Here is a 21,221-nt window from a genome sequence, read left to right on the forward strand (position 1 = left end):
CCTGCACGGACCTCTGACATGAACGACAACGAACTGGTGGAGAAGCGGCGGGCGCTGCTCGGCCCCAACGTCTCCACCTTCTACCGCCGGCCGGTCCACATCGTCCGGGGTGAGGATGTGTGGCTCTGGGACGCGGACGGCCGCCGCTACCTGGACTGCTACAACAACGTGCCCCACGTCGGCCACTGCAACCCGCGGGTGGTCGAAGCGATCTGCGCGCAGAGCCGCCAGCTCAACGTGCACAGCCGCTACCTGCACGAGAACCTGCCGGACTATGCGGAGCAGCTGACCGCCACCTTTGGCGGCGGACTCTGCAACGCCCTGCTCACCTGCACCGGCTCCGAGGCCAACGACATCGCGCTGCGCATGGCCGAGGCCATGACCGGCAAGCGCGGGATCATCGCCACCGACGCCACCTACCACGGCAACACCAGCCTGGTGAGCCAACTGTCGACCAGCAATGCGCCGACATACGGCTACGGGCTGGGCCAGTACGTGCGCCATGTCGAAGCGCCCGACAGCCTGCGCATTCCCGACCCCCAGGGGCTGCGCTTTGCGGCCAAGGTGCAGGAGCAGATCGACGCGCTGGAGCGCTCGGGCGTCGGCTTTGCGGCGCTGATCGTGTGCCCGCTGTTCCTCAACGAGGGTTTCCCCACCCAGGCCCCGGGCTGGTTGCGCCCCGCCGAGCAGGTGGTCCGCCAGGCCGGCGGCTTGCTGATCTGCGACGAGGTGCAGTCGGGTTTTGCGCGCAGCGGCAGCCATTTCTGGGCGCACCAGAAGCAGGGCGTGACGCCCGACATGGTGACCATGGGCAAACCCATGGGCAATGGCTACCCGGTGGCGGGCCTGGTGACCCGGCCGGAGGTGATGGCGCGCTTCCGCAACTCCTACCGCTACTTCAACACCTTCGGCGGCAACCCCGTGGCCTGCGCCGCCGCAATGGCGGTGCTGGAAGAAATCGGGCAGCGCCAGCTGCAGGCGAACGCCGCGAAGATCGGCGCCCTGGCCGCGCAAGCGCTGCGCGGGCTGGCGTCGAAGCACCCTGTGATCGGCGATGTGCGCCAGAGCGGCATGGTGTTTGGCGTGGAGTTCGTGAAGGACCATGCCACGCTGGCGCCGGCGACCGAGGTGGCCGAACAGGTGGTGGAGGCCATGCGCGAGCGCGGTGTGCTGCTGTCCAGGCTGGGCCGGCACAAGAACACCCTCAAGATCCGCCCGCCGATGACCTTCTCCGAAGAGCACCTGGGCCTGCTCATGCAGACGCTGGACGAGGTGCTGGCCGAGCTGGCGACACAGCCATGACGGACCTTGCCCAGCGGGCGGCCGCCGCCTGGGGCCTCGCCCACGCACGCCTGCGGTTCGTGGCAGGCCGGGAGAACCAGGTCCACCGGGTCACCGTCGCATCAGCCGGCCACTATGCCCTGCGCATCAAGCGGCCCGGCTACCGCAGCCGGGCCGAACTCGCTTCCGAACTGCAGTGGATGGCGGCGCTGGCCCAGGCCGGCCTGCTGGTCCCCCGGCCCGTGCCCTCGCTGGCAGGCCGGCTGCTCGAAGAAGTGGACGGCCACCAGGTGGACCTGCTCACCTGGCTGCCCGGCCAGACCCTGGGCGCGGCGCTGCAGGAAGACCCGGCGCCCGACCCCGCCCCCCTGTTCCACGCGCTGGGCCAGCAGATGGCCCGGCTGCACGCCGCCTCGGACGCGTGGATCCCGCCGGCGGACTTCACGCGGGTGCGCTGGGACGCCGAAGGCCTGCTGGGCGAAGCGCCGGTCTGGGGCCGCTTCTGGGAACACCCGGCCCTGTCCGCCGACGACCGGCGCCTGTTCGTGCAGGTCCGGTCCGCGGCGCGGCACGAGCTGCAGCGCCTGCAGGACCGTCTCGACTTCGGCCTCATCCACGCCGACCTGGTGCGCGAGAACGTGCTGCTGCACGGCGAGCGCATCGGCCTGCTGGATTTCGACGATGGCGGCTGGGGCTACCGCGTCTTCGATCTGGCCACCACCCTGCTCAAGTTCACCGGCGCGCCCGGCTATCCGGTGATCCAGCGCGCCCTGCTGCGCGGCTACCAGGCCGTGCGCCCGCTGGACACGGCCACGCTCGACCTCTTCCTGGCCCTGCGCGCCCTGACCTACGTCGGCTGGGTCGTGCCCCGCCTGGCCGAAGACGGCGCGCAGGCGCGCAGCCAGCGCTACATGGCCACGGCCCGCGAGGTCTGCGAGCGCTGGCTGTCGGGGCCGCCCGCCCCTTGATCCAGGTCAGGGCCCACTCCAAAACTGGAGCGCAAGCTCTAGAAAACACGCGGGAAAGCCCGCTGCCCGGCCCCTGGCCCGGCCCGGTAGATTCCGGCATTCACCTGGAGACCCGCATGACCAAGATTGCCGCCGAACACCTCGCCCTGCAACGCCTGTACCACTGGGAGAAGACCACCCCGTCGCGGGTGGCCCTCACCCAGCCCATGGGCGCCGGCGCGGTGCAGGATTTCACCTGGGCCCAGGTGGCCGACCACAGCCGGCGCATGGCCGCGCACCTGAAGGCGCAGGGCTGGGCGCCCGGCAGCAAGGTGGCCATCCTGTCCAAGAACTGCGCCTGGTGGATGATGAGCGACCTGGCGATCTGGATGGCCGGCTATGTCTCGGTGCCGCTGTACCCGACGCTGGCGCCCGAGACCATCGCCCAGATCCTGAACCACAGCGAGTCCAAGGCCCTGTTCGTCGGCAAGCTCGACGGCTGGGACCACATGAAGCCCGGCGTGCCGGCCGGCCTGCCCTGCATGAGCTACCCGCTCTCGCCCGACGACGCCAAGCAGGCCTACGAGGGCTGGGACGCCATCGTGGCGCGCACCGCGCCCATGAAGGAATCGCCCGTTCGCGGCGAGGACGAGCTGGCCACCCTCATCTACACCTCGGGCACCACCGGCCTGCCCAAGGGCGTGATGCACAGCTTCGGCAACTTCGCCTGGGCGCTGGACCGCGGCCTCCAGCGCATCCCGCTGACCCAGGACGACCGCATGCTGTCCTACCTGCCGCTGGCCCACGTGGTCGAGCGTATGCTGGTCGAACACGGCTGGCTGCGCACGGCCATGCACGTCTACTTCGCCGAGTCGCTGGACACCTTCACCGCCGACCTGCAGCGCGCCCGCCCCACGGTGTTCTTCTCGGTGCCGCGCCTGTGGGTCAAGTTCCAGCAGGGCATCCACCACAAGATGCCGCCGGCCAAGCTGAACCGGCTGCTGGGCATCCCGCTCATCGGCGGCCTGGTGCGCAAGAAGATCCGCAAGGCCCTGGGCCTGGACCAGTGCCGCTTCGCCGCGGGTGGTGCGGCGCCCATGCCGCTGGCGCTGCTGGAGTGGTACGGCCAGCTGGGCATCGCCATCAACGAAGGCTACGGCATGACCGAGAACCTCGCGCTCTCGCACATCACCGAGGCCGGCAAGAACCAGCGCGGCACCGTCGGCCCGACCTACCCCGACGTGCAGCAGCGCATCGACCCCGAGACCGGCGAGGTCCAGATGAAGAGCCAGGCGCTGATGATGGGCTACTACAAGGAGCCCGAGAAGTCCGCCGAGGTGTTCACCGCCGACGGCTGGCTCAAGACCGGGGACAAGGGGCAACTCGACGCGCAGGGCATGCTGCGCATCACCGGCCGGGTGAAGGACCTGTTCAAAACGGGCAAGGGCAAGTACGTCGCGCCGGCGCCGATCGAGGACAAACTGGTGATGCATGAGGCCATCGAGGCCTGCGTGGTCACCGGCGCCAACCTCGGCCAGCCGCTGGGCATCGCCATGCTCAACGCCGACGCGGTGGCCCAGTCGGCCAGCGCCGAAGGCCGCGGCGCGCTGGAGGCTTCGCTGGCAGCCCACCTCAAGGCCATCAACGCCACCCTGGACCCGCACGAACGGCTGCAGTGCCTGGTGGTGACCACCACCGCCTGGACCGTGGACAACGACGTGATCACACCCACCTTCAAAGTCAAGCGCAACCGCATCGAAGACCTCTACGCGAAACACTACGAGGCCTGGGAGGAATCGGGCAAGCCCGTGCTCTGGCAGAGCTGAGAAAAAATCGGGGCGGGCGGGGAATAAACCGGTCCGGCGCGGTGTTTACCGTCTGCCAACCGGTTTTTTTTCATTCCCTTTCCAGGAGTTCACCATGTCCCGATTCGCTTCCCTCCGCACCGCCGCCCTGCTGGTGCTCGGCGCCGCCAGCCTGATCGGCTGTGCCGGCACCCCGGCCGCACCCGGCGGCGTCATGGCCCGCGACGGCCTGCTCGCCGGCCCGAACGGCATGACGCTCTACACCTTCGACCGCGACACCGCCGGCAGCGGCAAGAGCGTCTGCAACGGTCCCTGCGCCACCAACTGGCCGCCGCTGATGGCCGGCAGCGCCAGCCCGTCGGGCGACTACAGCGTCGTGACGCGGGACGACGGCGGCAAGCAGCTGGCCTACAAGGGCAAGCCGCTGTACTACTGGGCCAAGGACAGCAAGCCGGGTGACAAGACCGGCGACGGCTTCAACGGCGTCTGGCGCGTCGCGGCGCCCTGAGCACCGACCTTGGGACCGCAGGACACGCTGCCCCACATCCCCCGTCTGCGGCGCTACGCGCGCCTGCTGACGGGGGACCCGACACGCGCCGACGATCTGGTGCAGGACACGCTGGAGCGCGCCTGCCACAAGTGGTCGCTCTGGAAGCCCCGCGCCGACGGCACCGGCCTGCGCGCCTGGCTGCTGTCGATGATGCACAACCTGCACCTCAACCAGGTCCGCGACCAGGTGCACGAGCGCGAGGCGGTCGAACTCGACGAACTCAACGAACCACGCCACGACCCCTTCGCGCACACGCCCGAGCGCATGGACCTGGAACTGGCGCTGGCGCAGCTCCATCCGCTGCTGCGCGAAACCGTGCTGCTGGTCTGTGTGGAAGAAATGTCCTATGCCGAAACCGCGCAGCTCATGGGCGTGCCGGTCGGCACCGTGATGTCCCGCCTGTCGCGCGGGCGCGAGCGGCTGCGCCAGCTCACCAGCGGAGAGCCCACCGCGACCACCGCCCCCCGCCTGAAAGTCGTCTCCGGAACCCGCGCGCCATGAACACCGATGCCACCTCTCCTGTGACCGAGGCCGAGCTGCACGCCTGGGTCGACGGGCAGTTGCCGCACGACCGCCGCGAGGCGGTGTCGGCCTGGCTGCAGCAGCACCCCGACGAAGCGCGCCGGGTGCAGGACTGGCAGGCCCAGCGGACCGCGCTGCAAGGCCTGCAGCGCAGCGTGCTCGACGAGCCGGTGCCGCTCGCGCTGGCGCGGGCCACCCGCCCAGCGCGCCGCGCCGTCTGGCCGCAGGCTCTGGCGGCCAGCGTGCTGCTGGCTCTCGGTTTTGCCGGTGGGTGGTGGGGACGCAGTGCCGGCGATCCAGCCGCCCGTCTGGCTGCCACGCCTCCGGGCTTTGTGCAGGAAGCGCGCGTGGCCCACGCCGTCTACACGCCCGAGAAACGCCATCCGGTGGAGGTCGGCGTGGACCAGCAGGCGCACCTGATCCAGTGGCTGTCCAAGCGACTGGGCACGCCGCTGACGGCACCGGTGTTGCGGGACCAGGGTTTTTCACTGATCGGCGGGCGGCTGCTGCCTGGTCGGAACAGCGAGGCCCGCGCCCTGTTCATGTACGAGTCGGCCACCGGCGAGCGGGTCACCCTGCATGTGTCCGCCCTGGGTGAACAGGCGGGGCGCGACACCGCGTTCCAGTTCACCCGCACGGGCGAGACCGAGACCTTCTACTGGGTCGACCGGACCATGGGCTACGCGCTCAGCGGCCAGCTGCCGCGCGAGCGGCTGGCGGTGCTGGCCGATGCGGTCTACCGCCAGCTGCCGCGCTGAGCCGGGGCCCGGCGCTCAGGCCAGCGCCTGCGCGTGGTGGCGCAGGTGGTCGTCGATGAAGCTGCTGATGAAGTAATAGCCGTGGTCGTAGCCGGCATGGCGCCGCAGCGTGAGCGGCTGCCCCACCTGTGCGCAGGCCGCCTCGAAGGCCTCGGGGTGGAGCTGCTCGGCCAGGAATTTGTCGGCCAGGCCCTGGTCGACCAGGATGCCGCCAAGGAACGGTGCCGTGGTCTGTGCGGCCATGAGCAGGCTGGCGTCGTGCGCCGCCCAGGTGGCTTCGTCCTGCCCGAGATAGCCCAGGAAGGCCTTGCGGCCCCATGGGCACTTCGTCGGCGCGCAGATCGGCGCAAAGGCCGAGAGGCTGCGGAACACGCCGGGGTGGCGCAGCGCCAGGGTGAGCGCGCCGTGCCCGCCCATGGAGTGGCCGGTGATGCCCAGACGGTCGCCGTCGAGTCCGAACTCGGCCACCACGCCGGGAATCAGGTCTTGCAGCAGGTAGCTCTCCATCTGCCAGTGGCCGGCCCAGGGGTGTTCGGTGGCGTCGAGGTAGAAGCCCGCGCCGACACCGAAGTCCCAGTGGTGGTCTTCGCCGTCGATGCCGCTGTTGCGCGGGCTGGTGTCGGGGAACAGCAGGGCCAGGCCCAGCTGGGCGGCCAGGCGCTGGGCGCCGGCCTTCATGGTGGCCGTCTCTTCGGTGCAGGTCAGGCCGGCCAGATACGTGAGCAGCGGCACCTTGTCCCCGGCCACCGCCTGCGGCGGCAGGAACAGCGCGAAGCGCATCGGCAGGCCGATCTGGTTGACCGAGAAGTGTTTGTAGAAGCGCTGCACGCCGCCGAAGCAGCCGTGTTCGCTGAGCAGTTCGAGTCGTTCGAGGGCCATGGTGAGATATGGGGTGAAAAGGGTCAGCGGCGGACCAGTTCGAGCACCGCATCGGCAAAGGCGCGCGGCGCCTCCTGCGGCAGGTTGTGGCCGATGCCGGGCAGCACGCGGTGCTGGCGTGGGCCGGTGAAACGGTGGGCCTGGGCGGCGGCGGGCTCCCAGGGGCGCACGCCGTCGGCCACGCCGTCGAAGCTGATGGTGGGCACGGTGATGGGCGGCTGGGCGGCGATGCGGCGTTCGACATCCGCCACGGCCGGGTCGCCCGGCACCAGGCCGAAGCGGTGGCGGTAGGAGTGGATGACCACGTCCACGAAGTCCGGGTGGTCGAAGGCGGCGGCGCTGCGTTCAAACGTGGCGTCGTCAAACGCCCAGGTGGGCGACCAGAGTTGCCAGAGCCGGCGGCACAGTGCTCGCCGGTTCTGTATCAGCGCCGCACGGCCGCGCTCGCTGTGGAACAGGTACTGGTACCACAGGCGCTGCTCGTTCTCGGGCGTGTCCGGCACCATGGCGCGGGCGATGTGCTGCAGGTTGTAGCTGTTGACCGTGACCAGGCCGGCGCATCGCTCTGGCCACAGCGCGGCCACGACGCAGGCCGCACGGCCGCCCCAGTCGTAGCCCGCGAGCACGGCGCGCTCGATGGAGAGCGCATCGAGCAGCGCCAGCAGGTCGGCGCCCAGCACCGCCTGCTCGCCCGAGCGCGGCGTGGCCGCATCGAGGAAACGCGTGCCCCCGTACCCGCGCAGGTAGGGCACGACCACGCGGCAACCGGCCGCGGCCAGCATCGGCGCCACGTCGACATACGAATGGATGTCGTACGGGAAACCGTGCATCAGCAGCACCGGCGGGCCGTCGACCGGGCCGGCCAGGTGGCAGGCCACGTCGAGCACACCCGCGCGCACGCGGGTGTCGGCGTTCAGCAGCGGCAGCGCCATGGCGGCTTCAGAACTCGACCACCGACCGGATGGACTCGCCGCGCTTCATCAGCGCGAAGCCTTCGTTGATGTCTTCGAGCTTGAGCTTGTGGGTGATCAGGCTGTCGATGTCGATCTTGCCGTCCATGTACCAGTCCACGATCTTGGGCACGTCGGTGCGGCCGCGCGCGCCGCCGAAGGCCGAGCCTTCCCACTTGCGGCCGGTGACCAGCTGGAACGGGCGCGTGCTGATTTCGGCACCGGCCTCGGCCACGCCGATGATGATGCTGCGGCCCCAGCCCTTGTGCGTGCACTCCAGCGCCTGGCGCATGACCTTCGTGTTGCCGATGCACTCGAAGCTGTAGTCGGCACCGCCATCGGTCAGCTGCACGATGGCATCGACGATGTTCTCGTGGTCCTTGGGGTTGAGGAAGTGCGTCATGCCGAACTTCCGGGCCATGGCCTCGCGCTCGGGGTTGAGGTCGACGCCGATGATCTTGTCCGCGCCGACCATCTTGGCGCCCTGGATCACGTTCAGGCCGATGCCGCCCAGGCCGAACACCACCACGTTGGCGCCCGCCTCCACCTTGGCGGTGAAGATCACCGCGCCGATGCCGGTGGTGACGCCGCAGCCGATGTAGCAGACCTTGTCGAATGGTGCGTCCTCGCGGATCTTGGCCAGCGCGATCTCGGGCACCACGGTGTGGTTGCTGAAGGTGCTGGTGCCCATGTAATGCAGGATGGGCTGGCCGTCGATGGAGAAGCGGCTGGTGGCGTCGGGCATCAGGCCCTTGCCCTGCGTGCCGCGGATGAGCTGGCACAGGTTGGTCTTGCGGCTCAGGCAGAACTTGCACTGGCGGCATTCGGGCGTGTAGAGCGGGATGACGTGGTCGCCCTTCTTGAGCGTGGTCACGCCGGGGCCCACGTCGACCACGATGCCCGCGCCCTCATGTCCCAGGATGGCGGGGAACAGGCCCTCGGGGTCGGCACCGGAGAGCGTGTAGTAGTCGGTGTGGCAGATGCCGGTCGCCTTGATCTCGACCAGCACCTCGCCGAACTTGGGCCCCTGCAGGTCGACGGTTTCGATGGTGAGGGGTTCACCGGCCTTCCAGGCCACCGCGGCGCGTGTTTTCATTGAGGTTCTCCCGTTGGTTGGAAAACCCTGAGGGTAGCGCAGGCTGCTTCAGTTCACAGGCGCTCCGGCCTTGAACCACTGGGCGAACAATGCCCGTTCGTCCTCGGTGAGGCCGGTGGCGTTGTTCATCGGCATGAGCTTCTGCACCACCACCTGCTGGTAGACCATCTGGGCGTTCTTCTTCAGCCCGTCCGCCGAGTCCAGGCGCACGCCCTTGCTCTGCAAGGCCTCGCCATGGCACATCACACAGCGCTGCGCCACCACGGGCTGCAGCTGCGCATACCCCACGGTGGCGGGCGCCGCCGCCGCGGGCGCCACGGTCGCGGGCCGCAGCCAGACGATGAGACCCAGCAGCACCACCACGCCCACGGCCGCGTACTTCCAGGGGTGCGGGTTGCGGCCCAGCTTGTACCCATGGCGCATGACGAAGAACTGGCGGATGGCCGCGCCCGCGAACATGATGCCGATGAGGATGAGCCAGTTCTGCGGGTGCGCGTAGGTGAAGCTGTAGTGGTTGCTCAGCATGGCGAACAGCACCGGCAGCGTGAAGTAGGTGTTGTGCACGCTGCGCTGCTTGCCGCGGATGCCGTGGATCGGATCCACCGGGCGGCCGGCCTTCATGTCGGCCACCATGGTGCGCTGGCCGGGAATGATCCAGAAGAACACGTTGGCGCTCATGGCCGTGGCCAGCATGGCGCCCATCAGCAGGAAGGCGGCACGGCCGGCGAACATGTGGGTGGCCGCGTAGGCCGCCACGCACACCAGCAGCAGCACCAGCGCGCCCACCTTGGCGTCGCCGTTTTTCGTCTGGCCCAGGGTGCGGCAAATGGCGTCGTAGGCGAACCAGAACACCACCAGGAAGGCCAGCGCGGCGGCAATGGCCCCGGCGGGCGACCATTCCATGACCCGCGGGTCGATCAGGTAGACGCTGGGGCTCCAGAGGTAGGACACCAGGAACAGCGCAAAGCCCGAGAGCCAGGTGGAGTAGCTCTCCCAGTAGAACCAGTGCAGGTGGTCGGGCAGTTTCGGCGGCGCGGCCTTGAACTTGACCGGGTGGTAGAAGCCGCCGCCGTGCAGCGCCCAGAGTTCACCGCCGACACCGTCCTTCTTCAGCCGCTCGTCCTCGGGCGGCGTGAGGCTGCTGTCGAGGAAGACGAAATAAAAGGAAGAGCCGATCCAGGCGATGGCGACGATCACGTGCAGCCAGCGCAGCAGCAGGTTGGCCCAGTCGAGCAGATAGGTTTCCATGGCACCTCAACACAAGGACGGTCAGTCCGTCGGGGTTTGCGACTCACCACCGCGGGCGCTCTGAGTCGGCTGAGGGCCGCGTAATTGAGTGACCCGGGCTGTGGCCCAGGCACCCGCTCCGCTGCGACCGGATGGATAAAGTGTATACACTTTTTGGAGACAGTTGGTTCCGTACTTACCCTGACCGGACAAGCAACAACTGAGCCACCACCGAGGCCGCGATCACCGCCGGCTCCTTGCCGACGATGCCAGGCAGTCCGATGGGGCAGGTGATGCCGCCGAGCTCCTCTTCGGTGAAGCCTCGCTCGAACAGCCGGCGCCGGAAGGTGGCCCACTTGGTCTGGCTGCCGATCAGACCCACAAACGGCAGGTCGCCCGATGCCCGGCGTCGCTGCAGGCAGGCCGCCACGATGTCCAGATCTTCGGCGTGCGAGAAGCTCATGATCAGCACCCGCGCGCCGGGCGGCAGGTCGCGCACCGCATCTCGCACCGGCTCTGAGTGTTCGGCGCACACGGTCGATGGCAGGGGTTCAGGGAACACGCCGTCGCGGCTGTCGATCCAGTGCACCGCAAACGGCAGCGGTGCCAGCGCCCGCACGATGGCCTGGCCGACGTGCCCGCCGCCAAACAGCGCCACCGGCGTGAGCACCGGCGCCAGCCGCTGCTGCAGGACGGCCGCCCCGGCCTGCGTGACCGGCTCGAAGCACAGCTCCACCACGCCGCCGCAGCACTGCCCGAGGCTGGGGCCCAGCGCCACCCGGTGCGTCCAGGGCGCCGACGCGCCGGCCGCCAGCGCGTCCCGGGCCTGCTTCAGCGCGTCCCATTCCAGATGGCCGCCGCCGATGGTGCCCACCTGACCCTCCGGCCACACGGCCATCCAGGTGCCCGCCTCCCGCGGCACCGAGCCCTGGGTGCGCGAGACGGACACCAGCACCGCCGGTGCCCGCGCCAGGCGTTGAAACAGAAGGTCCAGATCGGGGTGCTGTGTGGCGTGCATGCCAAAAATCCGTCCAAATACGCCAATGCGGCGACCGCCTGGCAGTATCCACCGGGGTCTTGCTTGGGCAAGTGGGCAAAGAACCATAAACTGCATCTCCCCAGCCCTATGGCGCCCTGCCTGGCGGCGACTTCGACAGTCACGAAGACACCGAGAGACATCCATGCACGCTCCAAGCACCCGTTTCCTTGCCGTCCACCGACTGGCCGCCCTGGCCGTGGCCGCCCTGCTCGCCGCCTGCGCCGCGCCGGTGCCCACGCCCCCGCCGGCCGAGCCGGTGCTGGAGACCACGGCAGCCCCGCCGCCGGAGGCGCCGGTGGCCGTCGAATCCCCGCCCACCTACGTGTCGCACGCGGTCACGCCGCGCGATTACCGCCGCGACGGCGCCCGCCACCTCTATGACAAGAACGCTCACCGCATCTTCAAAGGCAAGATGCCGCCGCTGCTGCAGGGCGTGGGCACGATGCAGCTGGAGCTGGACCACCGCGGCCAGATCGTGACGATGCACTGGATGCGCCCCCCCAGCCACCCCGGTGCCAAGGCCGAGATCGAGCGCGCCATCCAGGAAGCCGCCCCCTACCCGGCGCCTGTGCTCATGGGCCGTGTCTACTACGTCGACACCTGGCTCTGGGACAAGAGCGGCCAGTTCCAGCTGGACACGCTGACCGAAGGGCAAAGGAACAAGTAGCCCCCCTGCGCGCCTGACGGCGCTTCCCCCCTGCTGCGCGGGGGGACGGCCCCTGTGGCCGGGCACAGCCCGTTCCACGGTGCCACTGGATGGGGAGCACACACTCCGACAACGTCATCGGGGCGCGCTGACTTTCTCGAGGATGCGGTGGAACCGGCTTTGCCGGGCCACTCGCATCGCCCCCTGGGGGGTGACGCCGAAGGCGGCGAGGGGGGATCGTTTCTAGCTGCCCCGGTACGTGGAATAGCTCCACGGACTCACCAGGAGCGGCACGTGGTAGTGCTGATCGGTGTGGGCCACGCCGAAATCCAGCGCCACGCGGTTCAGGAAATTCGGCTCGGGCAGCGGCACGCCCCGGGCTGCGAAGTAGCCCTTCACATCGAACACCAGCCGGTAGGTGCCCACCTTCAGGCTGGCGTTGTCGTACAGCGGGCCGTCGGGGTTGCGGCCGTCGTGGTTCAGCGTGAAGCGCCTGACCAGCGTGGCCTGCTCGCCCTCGGTGGTGTAGAGCTCGACGGCCATGCCCGCCGCGGGGCAGCCGTGCATCGTGTCCAGAACGTGGGTGCTCAGGCCCATGGTGAAGTCCTCTTGAAGTTCGGTCGACCAAAAGTGTATACACTTTTTGTTTTTCTGGATATGATGAATCCATGGAAACCTCCAGCACCAGCCAGATCGTCGAATCGCTGACCCGGGCCATCGTCGAGCACCGCCTGCACCCGGGTACCAAGCTCGCCGAGCAGAAACTGGCCGACCACTTCGGCGTCTCGCGCACCCTGGTGCGCCAGGCCCTGTTCCAGCTCTCCCAGAACCGCCTCATCCGCCTGGAGCCGGCGCGCGGCGCCTTTGTGGCGGCCCCGTCGGTCGACGAGGCCAAACAGGTGTTCGCGGTGCGCCGCATGCTGGAGGTCGAGATGACACGGGCGTTTGTTCGCCAGGTCACCCCCGCCAAACTCAAGGCGCTGCGCGAGCACGTGGCCCAGGAGAAACAGGCCGTCAGCAACCAGGACGTGCCCGGCCGCACCGAACTGCTGGGCGACTTCCATGTGCGCATGGCCGAACTCATGGGCAACGAGGTGCTGGCCGAACTGCTGCGCGACCTGATCTCGCGCTGCGCCCTGATCACCCTGATGTACCAGAGCACCGCCGCCGCCGAGCACTCCAACGAGGAGCACGCCGACATCGTCAAGGCACTCGCCGCCCGGGACGAGGATCTGGCGGTGCGCCTGATGAACGAGCACCTGCTGCACGTGGAAGAGGGCCTGACCTTCGACCGCAAGCTGCCGACCAACGACCTGTCCGTCGCCCTTTCTTCCTGAACGCCCGCATGATCTACGACAGCACCGCCCCCTACCCGCGCGACCTGGTCGGCTACGGCCGCGACGTGCCCCACGCCCGCTGGCCCGGCGGCGCCCGCATCGCCGTGCAGTTCGTCCTCAATTACGAAGAGGGCGGCGAGAACAGCGTGCTGCACGGCGACAAGGCCAGCGAACAGTTCCTCTCGGAAATGTTCAACCCGGCCGCCTTCGAGGCCCGCCACATCAGCATGGAAGGCATCTACGAGTACGGCTCGCGCGCCGGCGTCTGGCGCATCCTGCGCGAGTTCGAGAAACGCCAGCTGCCTCTGACCGTGTTCGGCGTGTCCACCGCGCTGCAGAAGCACCCCGAACTGACCGCGGCGTTCCAGGAACTCGGGTACGACATCGCCTGCCACGGCCTGAAGTGGATCCACTACCAGAACATCGACGAGGCCACCGAACGCGCCCACATGGCCGAGGCGATGCAGATCATCGAAGGCCTGACCGGCGAGCGGCCGCTGGGCTGGTACACCGGTCGCGACAGCCCCCACACGCGCCGCCTGGTGGCCGACTACGGCGGCTTCGAATACGACAGCGACTACTACGGCGAAGACCTGCCGTTCTGGATGAAGGTGTGCAAGACCGACGGCAGCGACGCGCACCAGCTCATCGTGCCTTACACGCTGGACTGCAACGACATGCGCTTCGCGCTGCCCCAGGGCTACTCGCACGCCGACCCGTTCTTCCAGTACATGAAGGACACCTTCGATGCCCTGTACGCCGAAGGCGACCCGGATGGCCTGGACCGGCCCAAGATGATGAGCATCGGCATGCACTGCCGCCTGCTCGGCCGCCCCGGCCGCATCACCGCGCTGCAGCGTTTCCTGGACCACATCCAGTCGCACGACAAGGTCTGGGTGGCGCGCCGGCTGGACATCGCGCGGCACTGGAAGGCCATGCACCCCTTGCACACCGCCGGCTGAGCCGGGAGAACCCGACATGCCCCTGACCCTGGACCAACTCAACGCGGCGCCCCTGCCCGAGGCGCTGCAGATGCTCGACGGCCTGTACGAGCATTCGCCCTGGATCGCCGAGCGTGCCCTGTTGCGCAGGCCCTTCGCCTCGCTGGCCCAGCTCAAGCATGCGATGACCCGCGTGCTCGACGAAGCCGGCATCGAGCCGCAGCTGGCGCTGATCCGCGCCCACCCGGAACTGGCCGGCAAGGCCATGGTGAGCAGGACGCTGACCGCCGAATCGACCCACGAACAGACCAAGGCGGGCCTGACGAACTGCACGCCCGAAGAGTTTGCACACATCCAGCAGCTCAACGCCGACTACAACGCGCGCTTCGGCTTCCCCTTCATCCTGGCGGTGCGCGGCCCGCGGGGCACCGGGCTCACCAAGGCGCAGATCATCGAGGCCTTCGAGCGCCGCGTGCACGGCCACCCGGACTTCGAGCGCCAGGAGTGCCTGCGCAACATCCACCGCATCGCCGAGATCCGCCTGAACGACAAGTTCGGCTTCGAACCGGTGGACGGGCAACTGGTGTGGGACTGGCAGGAGAAGCTGGCGCAGCACAGCGACCCGGGCTACGCGGAGAAAGGCCAGCTCACCGTCACCTACCTCACCGACGCGCACCGCGCCTGCGCCCAGCGCATCAGCCACTGGATGAAGGACTGCGGCTTCGACGAGATCGAGATCGACGCCGTGGGCAATGTGGTGGGGCGCTACCACGCCGCCACACCGGGCGCGAAGTACCTGATCTCCGGTAGCCACTACGACACCGTGCGCAACGGCGGCAAGTACGACGGGCGCCTGGGCATCTTCGTGCCCATGGCCTGCGTGCAGAAGCTGCACGCGGCCGGGAAACGCCTGCCGTTTGGCATCGAGGTCGTGGGCTTCGCGGAAGAAGAAGGCCAGCGCTACAAGGCGACGTTCCTGGGCTCCGGCGCGCTGACCGGCCACTTCGACCCGGCCTGGCTGGACCAGAAAGATGCCGATGGCGTCACCATGCGCGAGGCCATGCAGCACGCCGGCCTGTGCCTGGACGACATCCCCAGGCTGCAGCGCGACCCGGCGCAGTACCTGGGCTTCATCGAGGTGCACATCGAACAGGGGCCGGTGCTCAACGAACTGAACCTGCCGCTGGGCATCGTGACCAGCATCAACGGCAGCGTGCGCTACCTCGGCGAGGTCATCGGCATGGCCAGCCACGCCGGCACCACGCCCATGGATCGCCGCCGCGACGCCGCCGCGGCGGTGGCGGAGCTGATCCTGTATGCCGAACAGCGCGCCGCGCAGGATGGCGATTCGGTGGCCACCGTGGGCATGCTGCAGGTGCCCAACGGCTCCATCAACGTGGTGCCAGGCGCCTGCAGGTTCAGCCTGGACATGCGCGCGCCGACCAATGCACAACGCGACGCGCTGGCGCAGGACGTGCTGTCCAAGCTCGCGGAAATCTGCGAACGCCGCGGCCTGCGCCACACGCTGGAAGAGACCATGCGCGCCGCCGCCGCGCCCAGCGCCCCCGAATGGCAGGCGCGCTGGGAAGCCGCCGCCACCGCCCTGGGGGTGCCGATCTACCGCATGCCCAGCGGCGCCGGCCACGACGCCATGAAGCTGCACGAGGTGATGCCGCAGGCCATGCTGTTCGTGCGTGGCGAGAACAGCGGCATCAGCCACAACCCGCTCGAATCCAGCACCGCCGACGACATGGACCTGGCCGTCAAGGCCTTCGACCACGTGCTGCAACAACTGACCACCGAAGCCCTCTGAAAGCCCCCATGACCACCGCCCACCAGCAACTCGACGCCTGGATCGACGCCCACTTCGACGAGGAAGTGCGGTTCCTGCAGGAACTCATCCGCGTGCCCACCGACACGCCGCCCGGCAACAACGCGCCGCACGCCGAGCGCACCGCCGAGCTGCTGGCCGGCATGGGCCTGCCCGCCGAGAAGCACGCCGTGCCGGACGCCGAGGTCAAAGCCGCGGGGCTGGAAACCATCACCAACCTGATCGTGCGCCGCCGCTTTGGCGACGGCGGCCGAACCGTGGCGCTCAACGCCCATGGCGACGTGGTGCCGCCCGGCGAGGGCTGGACCCACGACCCGTATGGCGGCGAGATCGCGGACGGCAGGATCTACGGCCGCGCCGCCGCGGTGAGCAAGTGCGACATCGCCAATTTCACCTTTGCCATCCGCGCCCTGGAATCGCTGGGTCTGCCGCTCAAGGGCGGCGTGGAACTGCACGTGACCTACGACGAGGAGTTCGGGGGCGAGGTGGGTCCCGAGTGGCTGCTCAAGAATGGCCTGACCAAACCCGACCTCATGATCGCCGCCGGCTTCAGCTACCAGGTGGTGATCGCGCACAACGGCTGCCTGCAGCTGGAGGTCACCGTGCTCGGCGACATGGCGCACGCTGCCATCCCCGACAGCGGCACCGACGCGCTGCAGGGCGCGGTGCACATCCTCAATGCGCTGTACGCACTGAACGCCGAGTACCTGAAGCTGCGCTCGGGCGTCGAAGGCATCACCCACCCCTACCTCAACGTCGGCCTGATCCAGGGCGGCACCAACACCAACGTGATCCCCGGCAAGGTGGTGCTCAAGCTCGACCGCCGCATGATCCCCGAGGAAGACCCGGCCGAGGTGGAGGCCGCCCTGCGCCGCACCATCGCCGAGGCCGCCGCCCGCTACCAGCCGCCGCGGGGCGGGCGCGCCATCAGCGTGGACGTCAAGCGCATCCTGCTGGCGCGCGCGCTCAAGCCCCTGCCTGGCAACAAGCCCCTGGTCGAAGCCCTGCAGAAACACGGCAGCGAGCTGTTCGGCGAGCCCATCCCCGCCGTGGGCACGCCGCTGTACACCGACGTGCGCATCTACGGCGAGCACGGCATCCCCGGCGTGATCTACGGCGCCGGCCCGCGCACGGTGCGCGAGTCCAATGCCAAACGGGCCGACGAGAACCTGGTCCTGGAGGATCTGCGCCGCGCGACCAAGGTGGTCGCGCGCACCCTGCTGGACCTGCTGGCAGCGGCATAGATCCCTGTGAAGTCCGCATAAACGCGCGCCCCTCCCCGTGACACAATCACCGCCCGCCCCGCCGGGCGGTTCGCACTTTGGAGACCTCATGACCCCCGCCGAACAAGCCCTGCGCGACGCCGCGCTCGAATACCACCGCTCACCCAACAAGGGCAAGATCGCCGTCGTTCCGACCAAGCCGCTGTCCAACCAGCGCGACCTGTCGCTCGCCTATTCGCCCGGCGTGGCCTTTCCCTGCCTGGCGATCCAGGCCGACCCGAACCTGGCGGCCGAGTACACCAGCCGCGGCAACCTGGTGGGTGTGATCACCAACGGCACGGCCGTGCTGGGCCTGGGCGACATCGGCCCGCTGGCCGGCAAGCCGGTGATGGAGGGCAAGGGCTGCCTGTTCAAGAAGTTCGCCGGCATCGACGTGTTCGACATCGAGCTGGCCGAGCGGGATCCGGACAAGCTGGTGGAGATCATCGCGGCGCTCGAACCCACGCTGGGTGGCGTGAACCTGGAAGACATCAAGGCGCCCGAGTGCTTCTACATCGAGCGCAAGCTGCGCGACCGCATGAAGATTCCGGTCTTCCACGACGACCAGCACGGCACCGCCATCATCTCCAGCGCCGCCCTGATCAACGGCCTGGAGCTGGTCAAGAAAGACATCGGTTCGGTCAAGGTCGCCGTCAGCGGCGCGGGTGCGGCGGCCATCGCCTGCCTGGACCTGATGGTCAACCTGGGCGTGAACATCGAGAACATCCTGGTCTGCGACTCCAAGGGCGTGATCCACACCGAGCGCGCGGATGCGCTGGCCGGCAAGCTCGACGAGTCCAAGCAGCGCTACTGCCGCAGCACGGCCGCGCGCACCCTGGCCGATGCCATGAACGGCGCCGACGTGTTCCTGGGCTGCTCGGCCGCGGGCGTGGTGGACGCCGACATGGTCAGGAGCATGGCGCGCCAGCCCATCATCCTGGCGCTGGCCAATCCGGAGCCCGAGATCCGCCCCGAGGTGGCCAAGGCCGCACGGCCGGACTGCATCATCGCCACCGGCCGCTCGGACTACCCGAACCAGGTCAACAACGTGCTGTGCTTCCCCTACATCTTCCGTGGCGCGCTGGACTGCGGCGCGACCAAGATCACGGAGGAGATGAAGATGGCCTGCGTGCACCAGATCGCCGACCTGACCAAGGCCGAGACCAGCGACGAGGTGGCCGCCGCCTACGCGGGGCAGGAACTGGTGTTCGGCCCCGACTACCTCATCCCCAAGGCCTTCGACACGCGCCTGATCCTCAAGATCGCGCCGGCCGTGGCGCAGGCCGCCGCCGACTCCGGCGTGGCCACGCGCCCGATCACCGACATGGACGCCTACCGCCAGTCGCTCTCGCGCTTCGTGACGCAGACCGGCATCCTGATGCGCCCCATCTTCAACGCCGCCAAGGCCCTGCCCGGCAACAAGAAGCGCGTGGCCTACGCCGACGGCGAGGACGAGCGTGCGCTGCGCGCCGCGCAGATGGCGATCGACGATGGCCTGGCCACGCCGATCCTGATCGGCCGGCCGGCGGTCATCAACGCCCGCATCGAGAAGGCCGGCCTGCGCATCCGCCTGGGCGTGGACGTGGAAAACGTCAACCCCGAGGACGACCCGCGCTTCCGCCAGTACTGGGAGCACTACCACGGCCTGATGAAGCGCAACGGCGCCACGCCCGAGGTCGCCAAGGCCGCGGTGCGCCGCTCCAACACCATCATCGGTTCGCTGATGCTCTCGCTGGGCGATGCGGACGCGCTGATCTGCGGCCTGGTCGGCACCTACGCCACCCACCTGGAGCGCATCGACAGCATCCTCGGCAAGGCGCCCGGCGTGAACAACTACGCCGCCGTCAATGCGCTGATGACCGCCAACGGACCGCTGTTCATCGCCGACACCTATGTGAACGAGGACCCCACGGCCGAGCAGCTGGCCGAGATCGCCTGGATGGCGGCCCAGCAGGTGCAGCGCTTCGGCCTGCCGCCCAAAGTGGCCTTCCTCTCGCATTCCAGCTTCGGTTCCAGCAAGCGCGCGTCCGCAAAGAAGATGCGCGCCGCGCGCGACCTGTTCGTAGCCCAGCACCCCGAGATCGAGTGCGACGGTGAGCTGCACGGCGACGCCGCGCTGCAGCCCGAGATCCGCCAGGCCTACCTGGGCGACTCCACGCTCAGCGGCTCGGCCAACCTGCTGGTCTGCCCCAACGTGGACGCCGCGAACATCCTCTACAACGTGCTCAAGACCACCGCCAGCGGCGGTGTGACCGTGGGCCCGGTGCTGACCGGCGTGGCCCGCCCGGCCTACATCCTGACGCCGGCGGCCACCGTGCGCCGCGTGCTCAACATGACGGCCCTGGCCGCAGCGGCGAACCCGCGCGGCTGAGCGGCTCCCCGCTCCACCCAAAGGGACGCTGCGGCGTCCCTTTTTTTGTGCCCGCGGCCCCGGACACCGCCCGTCGGCGAGCGAGGCCCACGAGGGTTTCCCCGATGCGCCTCTCTTCTTGCGGTACACATAATGTGTATACAGTTTTGCATGCAGCAAGGAGACCACATGTCAACAACAGTGCACCCCGTAGACGAACGACTGCCCGGCAGCAAGCTCACCGCGCTGGGCCTGCAACATGTGCTGGTGATGTACGCGGGCGCGGTCGCGGTGCCGCTGATCGTCGGCCGGGCCCTCAAGCTCAGTCCGCAGGAGGTGGCCATGCTGATCTCGGCCGACCTGTTCTGCTGCGGCATCGCCACGCTGATCCAGGCCCTGGGCGTCACGCAGTGGTTCGGCATCCGGTTGCCGGTGATGATGGGCGTGACCTTCGCCGCCGTCGGCCCCATGGTGGCCATCGCCAACACCACGCCGGGCACCGACGGTGCGCGCATGCTGTTCGGCGCCATCATCGGGGCCGGGGTGATCTCCATCGTGATCGCGCCGATGGTCAGCCGCCTGCTGCGCTTCTTCCCGCCCGTGGTCACCGGCACCATCATCGCCGTCATCGGCATCAACCTGATGCGCGTGGGCATCAACTGGATCTTCGGCAACCCGGTCGGGCCCACCGCGCCGCTGGTGGTGCCGCCGGAGCACAGCGAGTGGCTGAGCACGCTGCGCAGCGCCGCCGCGGCCGGCACGCCTGGCTACCCGGCCGTGCCGCAGGGCCTGACGCTGGCCCCCACCGAGCCCAACCCGCGCTACGCCGCCTTGCCGGGTGTGGCCGTGTCCGCCGCGGTGCTGGTCACCATCCTCCTGGTGTCCCGGTTCGCCAAAGGTTTCCTGGCCAACATCTCGGTGCTGGTCGGCATCGTGGTGGGCGGGATCATGGCCACGATGATGGGCATGATGCACTTCGACAAGGTCGGCCAGGCCAAGTGGGTGGACGTGGTGCTGCCCTTCCACTTCGGCACCCCCATCTTTGACCCGGTCATGGTGCTGACCATGACGCTGGTGATGATCGTGGTGATGATCGAGTCCACCGGCATGTTCCTGGCGCTGGGCGAGATGACCGACCGCAGGATCGACCAGCCGGCGCTGGCCCGCGGCCTGCGCACCGACGGCCTGGGCACCCTGTTCGGCGGCATCTTCAACACATTCCCCTACACCAGCTTCTCGCAGAACGTGGGGCTGGTCGCGGTCACCGGCGTCAAGAGCCGCTTCGTCTGCGTGGCCGCCGGCGTCATCCTGCTGGTGCTGGGCCTGCTGCCCAAGATGGCGGCGCTGGTGGAGTCGCTGCCCACCGTGGTGCTGGGCGGCGCCGGCCTGGTGATGTTCGGCATGGTGGCGGCCACCGGCATCCGCATCCTGGGTGGCGTGGACTTCAAGACCCAGCGCAACAACGCCCTGATCGTGGCGATCTCCATCGGCGTCGGCATGATCCCGCTGATCGCGCCGAAGTACTCGCAGTGGATGTCGCACGCGATCCACCCGCTGATCGAATCGGGCATCCTGCTGGCCTCGGTCAGCGCCGTGCTGCTGAACCTGTTCTTCAACGGTGGCAAGGCCGATGAAGCCGCCGCCATCCGCGCGGCCAAACAGGCCGAAGCCCACTGAGCAAGGCCCCCAAGGCTCTGCCGGGGCCCCACGCGGGGCCCCTTTTTTGTGCGCGCCGCACCATTACAGGGTTAGTCAGGATGACGTGTCCGGCCGGAGCCCCAAAAATCTGTATACACGTTC

The 21,221-nt window shown here is 68.8% G+C and carries 19 protein-coding genes; 13 read left to right on the forward strand and 6 right to left on the reverse strand.

Annotated elements, in window-relative coordinates; all coding sequences use genetic code 11:
• The first annotated feature begins 18 nt into the window (after nucleotides 1–18).
• From RCO38_RS10375 to RCO38_RS10400, 6 genes are all read left to right on the forward strand, one after another.
• On the forward strand, nucleotides 19–1,302 hold the full coding sequence (locus RCO38_RS10375) for an aspartate aminotransferase family protein (protein WP_308328236.1): 1,284 nt from the start codon (nucleotides 19–21) through the stop codon (nucleotides 1,300–1,302).
• On the forward strand, nucleotides 1,299–2,249 hold the full coding sequence (locus RCO38_RS10380) for a homoserine kinase (protein WP_308328237.1): 951 nt from the start codon (nucleotides 1,299–1,301) through the stop codon (nucleotides 2,247–2,249). Before RCO38_RS10375 ends, RCO38_RS10380 begins: the two co-directional genes overlap by 4 nt.
• Nucleotides 2,250–2,365: 116 nt before the next feature.
• On the forward strand, nucleotides 2,366–4,054 hold the full coding sequence (locus RCO38_RS10385) for an AMP-binding protein (RefSeq protein WP_308328238.1): 1,689 nt from the start codon (nucleotides 2,366–2,368) through the stop codon (nucleotides 4,052–4,054).
• 94 nt (nucleotides 4,055–4,148) lie between these two features.
• Entirely contained in the window at nucleotides 4,149–4,541 is a 393-nt protein-coding gene (locus RCO38_RS10390) for a COG4315 family predicted lipoprotein (protein ID WP_308328239.1), read from the forward strand.
• Nucleotides 4,542–4,550: 9 nt separating this feature from the next.
• Complete coding sequence (locus RCO38_RS10395) at nucleotides 4,551–5,084, forward strand: RNA polymerase sigma factor (protein WP_308328240.1); 534 nt, start codon at nucleotides 4,551–4,553, stop codon at nucleotides 5,082–5,084.
• On the forward strand, nucleotides 5,081–5,863 hold the full coding sequence (locus tag RCO38_RS10400; protein ID WP_308328241.1) for an anti-sigma factor family protein: 783 nt from the start codon (nucleotides 5,081–5,083) through the stop codon (nucleotides 5,861–5,863). Before RCO38_RS10395 ends, RCO38_RS10400 begins: the two co-directional genes overlap by 4 nt.
• Before the next feature lie 15 nt (nucleotides 5,864–5,878).
• On the opposite strand, the gene fghA is transcribed toward RCO38_RS10400, so the two are convergent.
• From fghA to xdhC, 5 genes are all read right to left on the reverse strand, one after another.
• Entirely contained in the window at nucleotides 5,879–6,742 is an 864-nt protein-coding gene (gene fghA, locus RCO38_RS10405) for an S-formylglutathione hydrolase (RefSeq protein WP_308328242.1), read from the reverse strand.
• Between the two features lie 23 nt (nucleotides 6,743–6,765).
• Nucleotides 6,766–7,674, reverse strand: coding sequence for an alpha/beta fold hydrolase (locus RCO38_RS10410; RefSeq protein ID WP_308328243.1), 909 nt, complete (start codon nucleotides 7,672–7,674; stop codon nucleotides 6,766–6,768).
• 7 nt (nucleotides 7,675–7,681) lie between these two features.
• The gene (locus RCO38_RS10415) at nucleotides 7,682–8,788 is read right to left on the reverse strand and encodes an S-(hydroxymethyl)glutathione dehydrogenase/class III alcohol dehydrogenase (protein ID WP_308328244.1); all 1,107 of its coding nucleotides are present in this window, start codon (nucleotides 8,786–8,788) and stop codon (nucleotides 7,682–7,684) included.
• A 48-nt stretch (nucleotides 8,789–8,836) separates the two neighbouring features.
• On the reverse strand, nucleotides 8,837–10,036 hold the full coding sequence (locus RCO38_RS10420) for a urate hydroxylase PuuD (protein WP_308328245.1): 1,200 nt from the start codon (nucleotides 10,034–10,036) through the stop codon (nucleotides 8,837–8,839).
• A 175-nt stretch (nucleotides 10,037–10,211) separates the two neighbouring features.
• Nucleotides 10,212–11,033: a xanthine dehydrogenase accessory protein XdhC gene (gene xdhC, locus RCO38_RS10425; protein ID WP_308328246.1), complete on the reverse strand. Its 822-nt coding sequence runs from the start codon at nucleotides 11,031–11,033 to the stop codon at nucleotides 10,212–10,214.
• A 163-nt stretch (nucleotides 11,034–11,196) separates the two neighbouring features.
• Here xdhC and RCO38_RS10430 point away from each other — a divergent pair, with 163 nt between their 5' ends.
• Nucleotides 11,197–11,721 (forward strand): hypothetical protein, encoded by a 525-nt coding sequence (locus RCO38_RS10430; protein ID WP_308328247.1) that lies wholly within the window; start codon nucleotides 11,197–11,199, stop codon nucleotides 11,719–11,721.
• A 222-nt stretch (nucleotides 11,722–11,943) separates the two neighbouring features.
• Here the strand turns inward: RCO38_RS10430 and uraH are convergent, their stop codons facing one another.
• Complete coding sequence (gene uraH / locus RCO38_RS10435) at nucleotides 11,944–12,297, reverse strand: hydroxyisourate hydrolase (protein WP_308328248.1); 354 nt, start codon at nucleotides 12,295–12,297, stop codon at nucleotides 11,944–11,946.
• Nucleotides 12,298–12,368: 71 nt separating this feature from the next.
• Here uraH and RCO38_RS10440 point away from each other — a divergent pair, with 71 nt between their 5' ends.
• The 6 genes from RCO38_RS10440 to RCO38_RS10465 all read left to right on the forward strand — a co-directional run bounded on the left by RCO38_RS10440 (nucleotide 12,369) and on the right by RCO38_RS10465 (nucleotide 21,098).
• Nucleotides 12,369–13,037 carry a GntR family transcriptional regulator gene (locus RCO38_RS10440; RefSeq protein WP_308328249.1) on the forward strand — a complete coding sequence of 223 codons (669 nt, stop codon included), beginning with the start codon at nucleotides 12,369–12,371 and terminating at the stop codon, nucleotides 13,035–13,037.
• Nucleotides 13,038–13,045: 8 nt separating this feature from the next.
• Nucleotides 13,046–13,999 carry an allantoinase PuuE gene (gene puuE / locus RCO38_RS10445; RefSeq protein WP_308328250.1) on the forward strand — a complete coding sequence of 318 codons (954 nt, stop codon included), beginning with the start codon at nucleotides 13,046–13,048 and terminating at the stop codon, nucleotides 13,997–13,999.
• 16 nt (nucleotides 14,000–14,015) lie between these two features.
• On the forward strand, nucleotides 14,016–15,791 hold the full coding sequence (gene uraD, locus RCO38_RS10450; RefSeq protein WP_308328251.1) for a 2-oxo-4-hydroxy-4-carboxy-5-ureidoimidazoline decarboxylase: 1,776 nt from the start codon (nucleotides 14,016–14,018) through the stop codon (nucleotides 15,789–15,791).
• Between the two features lie 8 nt (nucleotides 15,792–15,799).
• Nucleotides 15,800–17,053, forward strand: coding sequence for a M20 family metallopeptidase (locus RCO38_RS10455; RefSeq protein ID WP_308328252.1), 1,254 nt, complete (start codon nucleotides 15,800–15,802; stop codon nucleotides 17,051–17,053).
• Nucleotides 17,054–17,141: 88 nt separating this feature from the next.
• The gene (locus RCO38_RS10460; protein ID WP_308328254.1) at nucleotides 17,142–19,442 is read left to right on the forward strand and encodes an NADP-dependent malic enzyme; all 2,301 of its coding nucleotides are present in this window, start codon (nucleotides 17,142–17,144) and stop codon (nucleotides 19,440–19,442) included.
• Nucleotides 19,443–19,610: 168 nt separating this feature from the next.
• A complete protein-coding gene (locus RCO38_RS10465; protein WP_308328255.1) occupies nucleotides 19,611–21,098 on the forward strand; it encodes a nucleobase:cation symporter-2 family protein in 1,488 nt (495 codons plus the stop codon).
• Nucleotides 21,099–21,221: the final 123 nt, after the last annotated feature.

This window comes from Hydrogenophaga pseudoflava (assembly GCF_031020795.1).
Lineage (GTDB): Bacteria > Pseudomonadota > Gammaproteobacteria > Burkholderiales > Burkholderiaceae_C > Hydrogenophaga > Hydrogenophaga pseudoflava_A.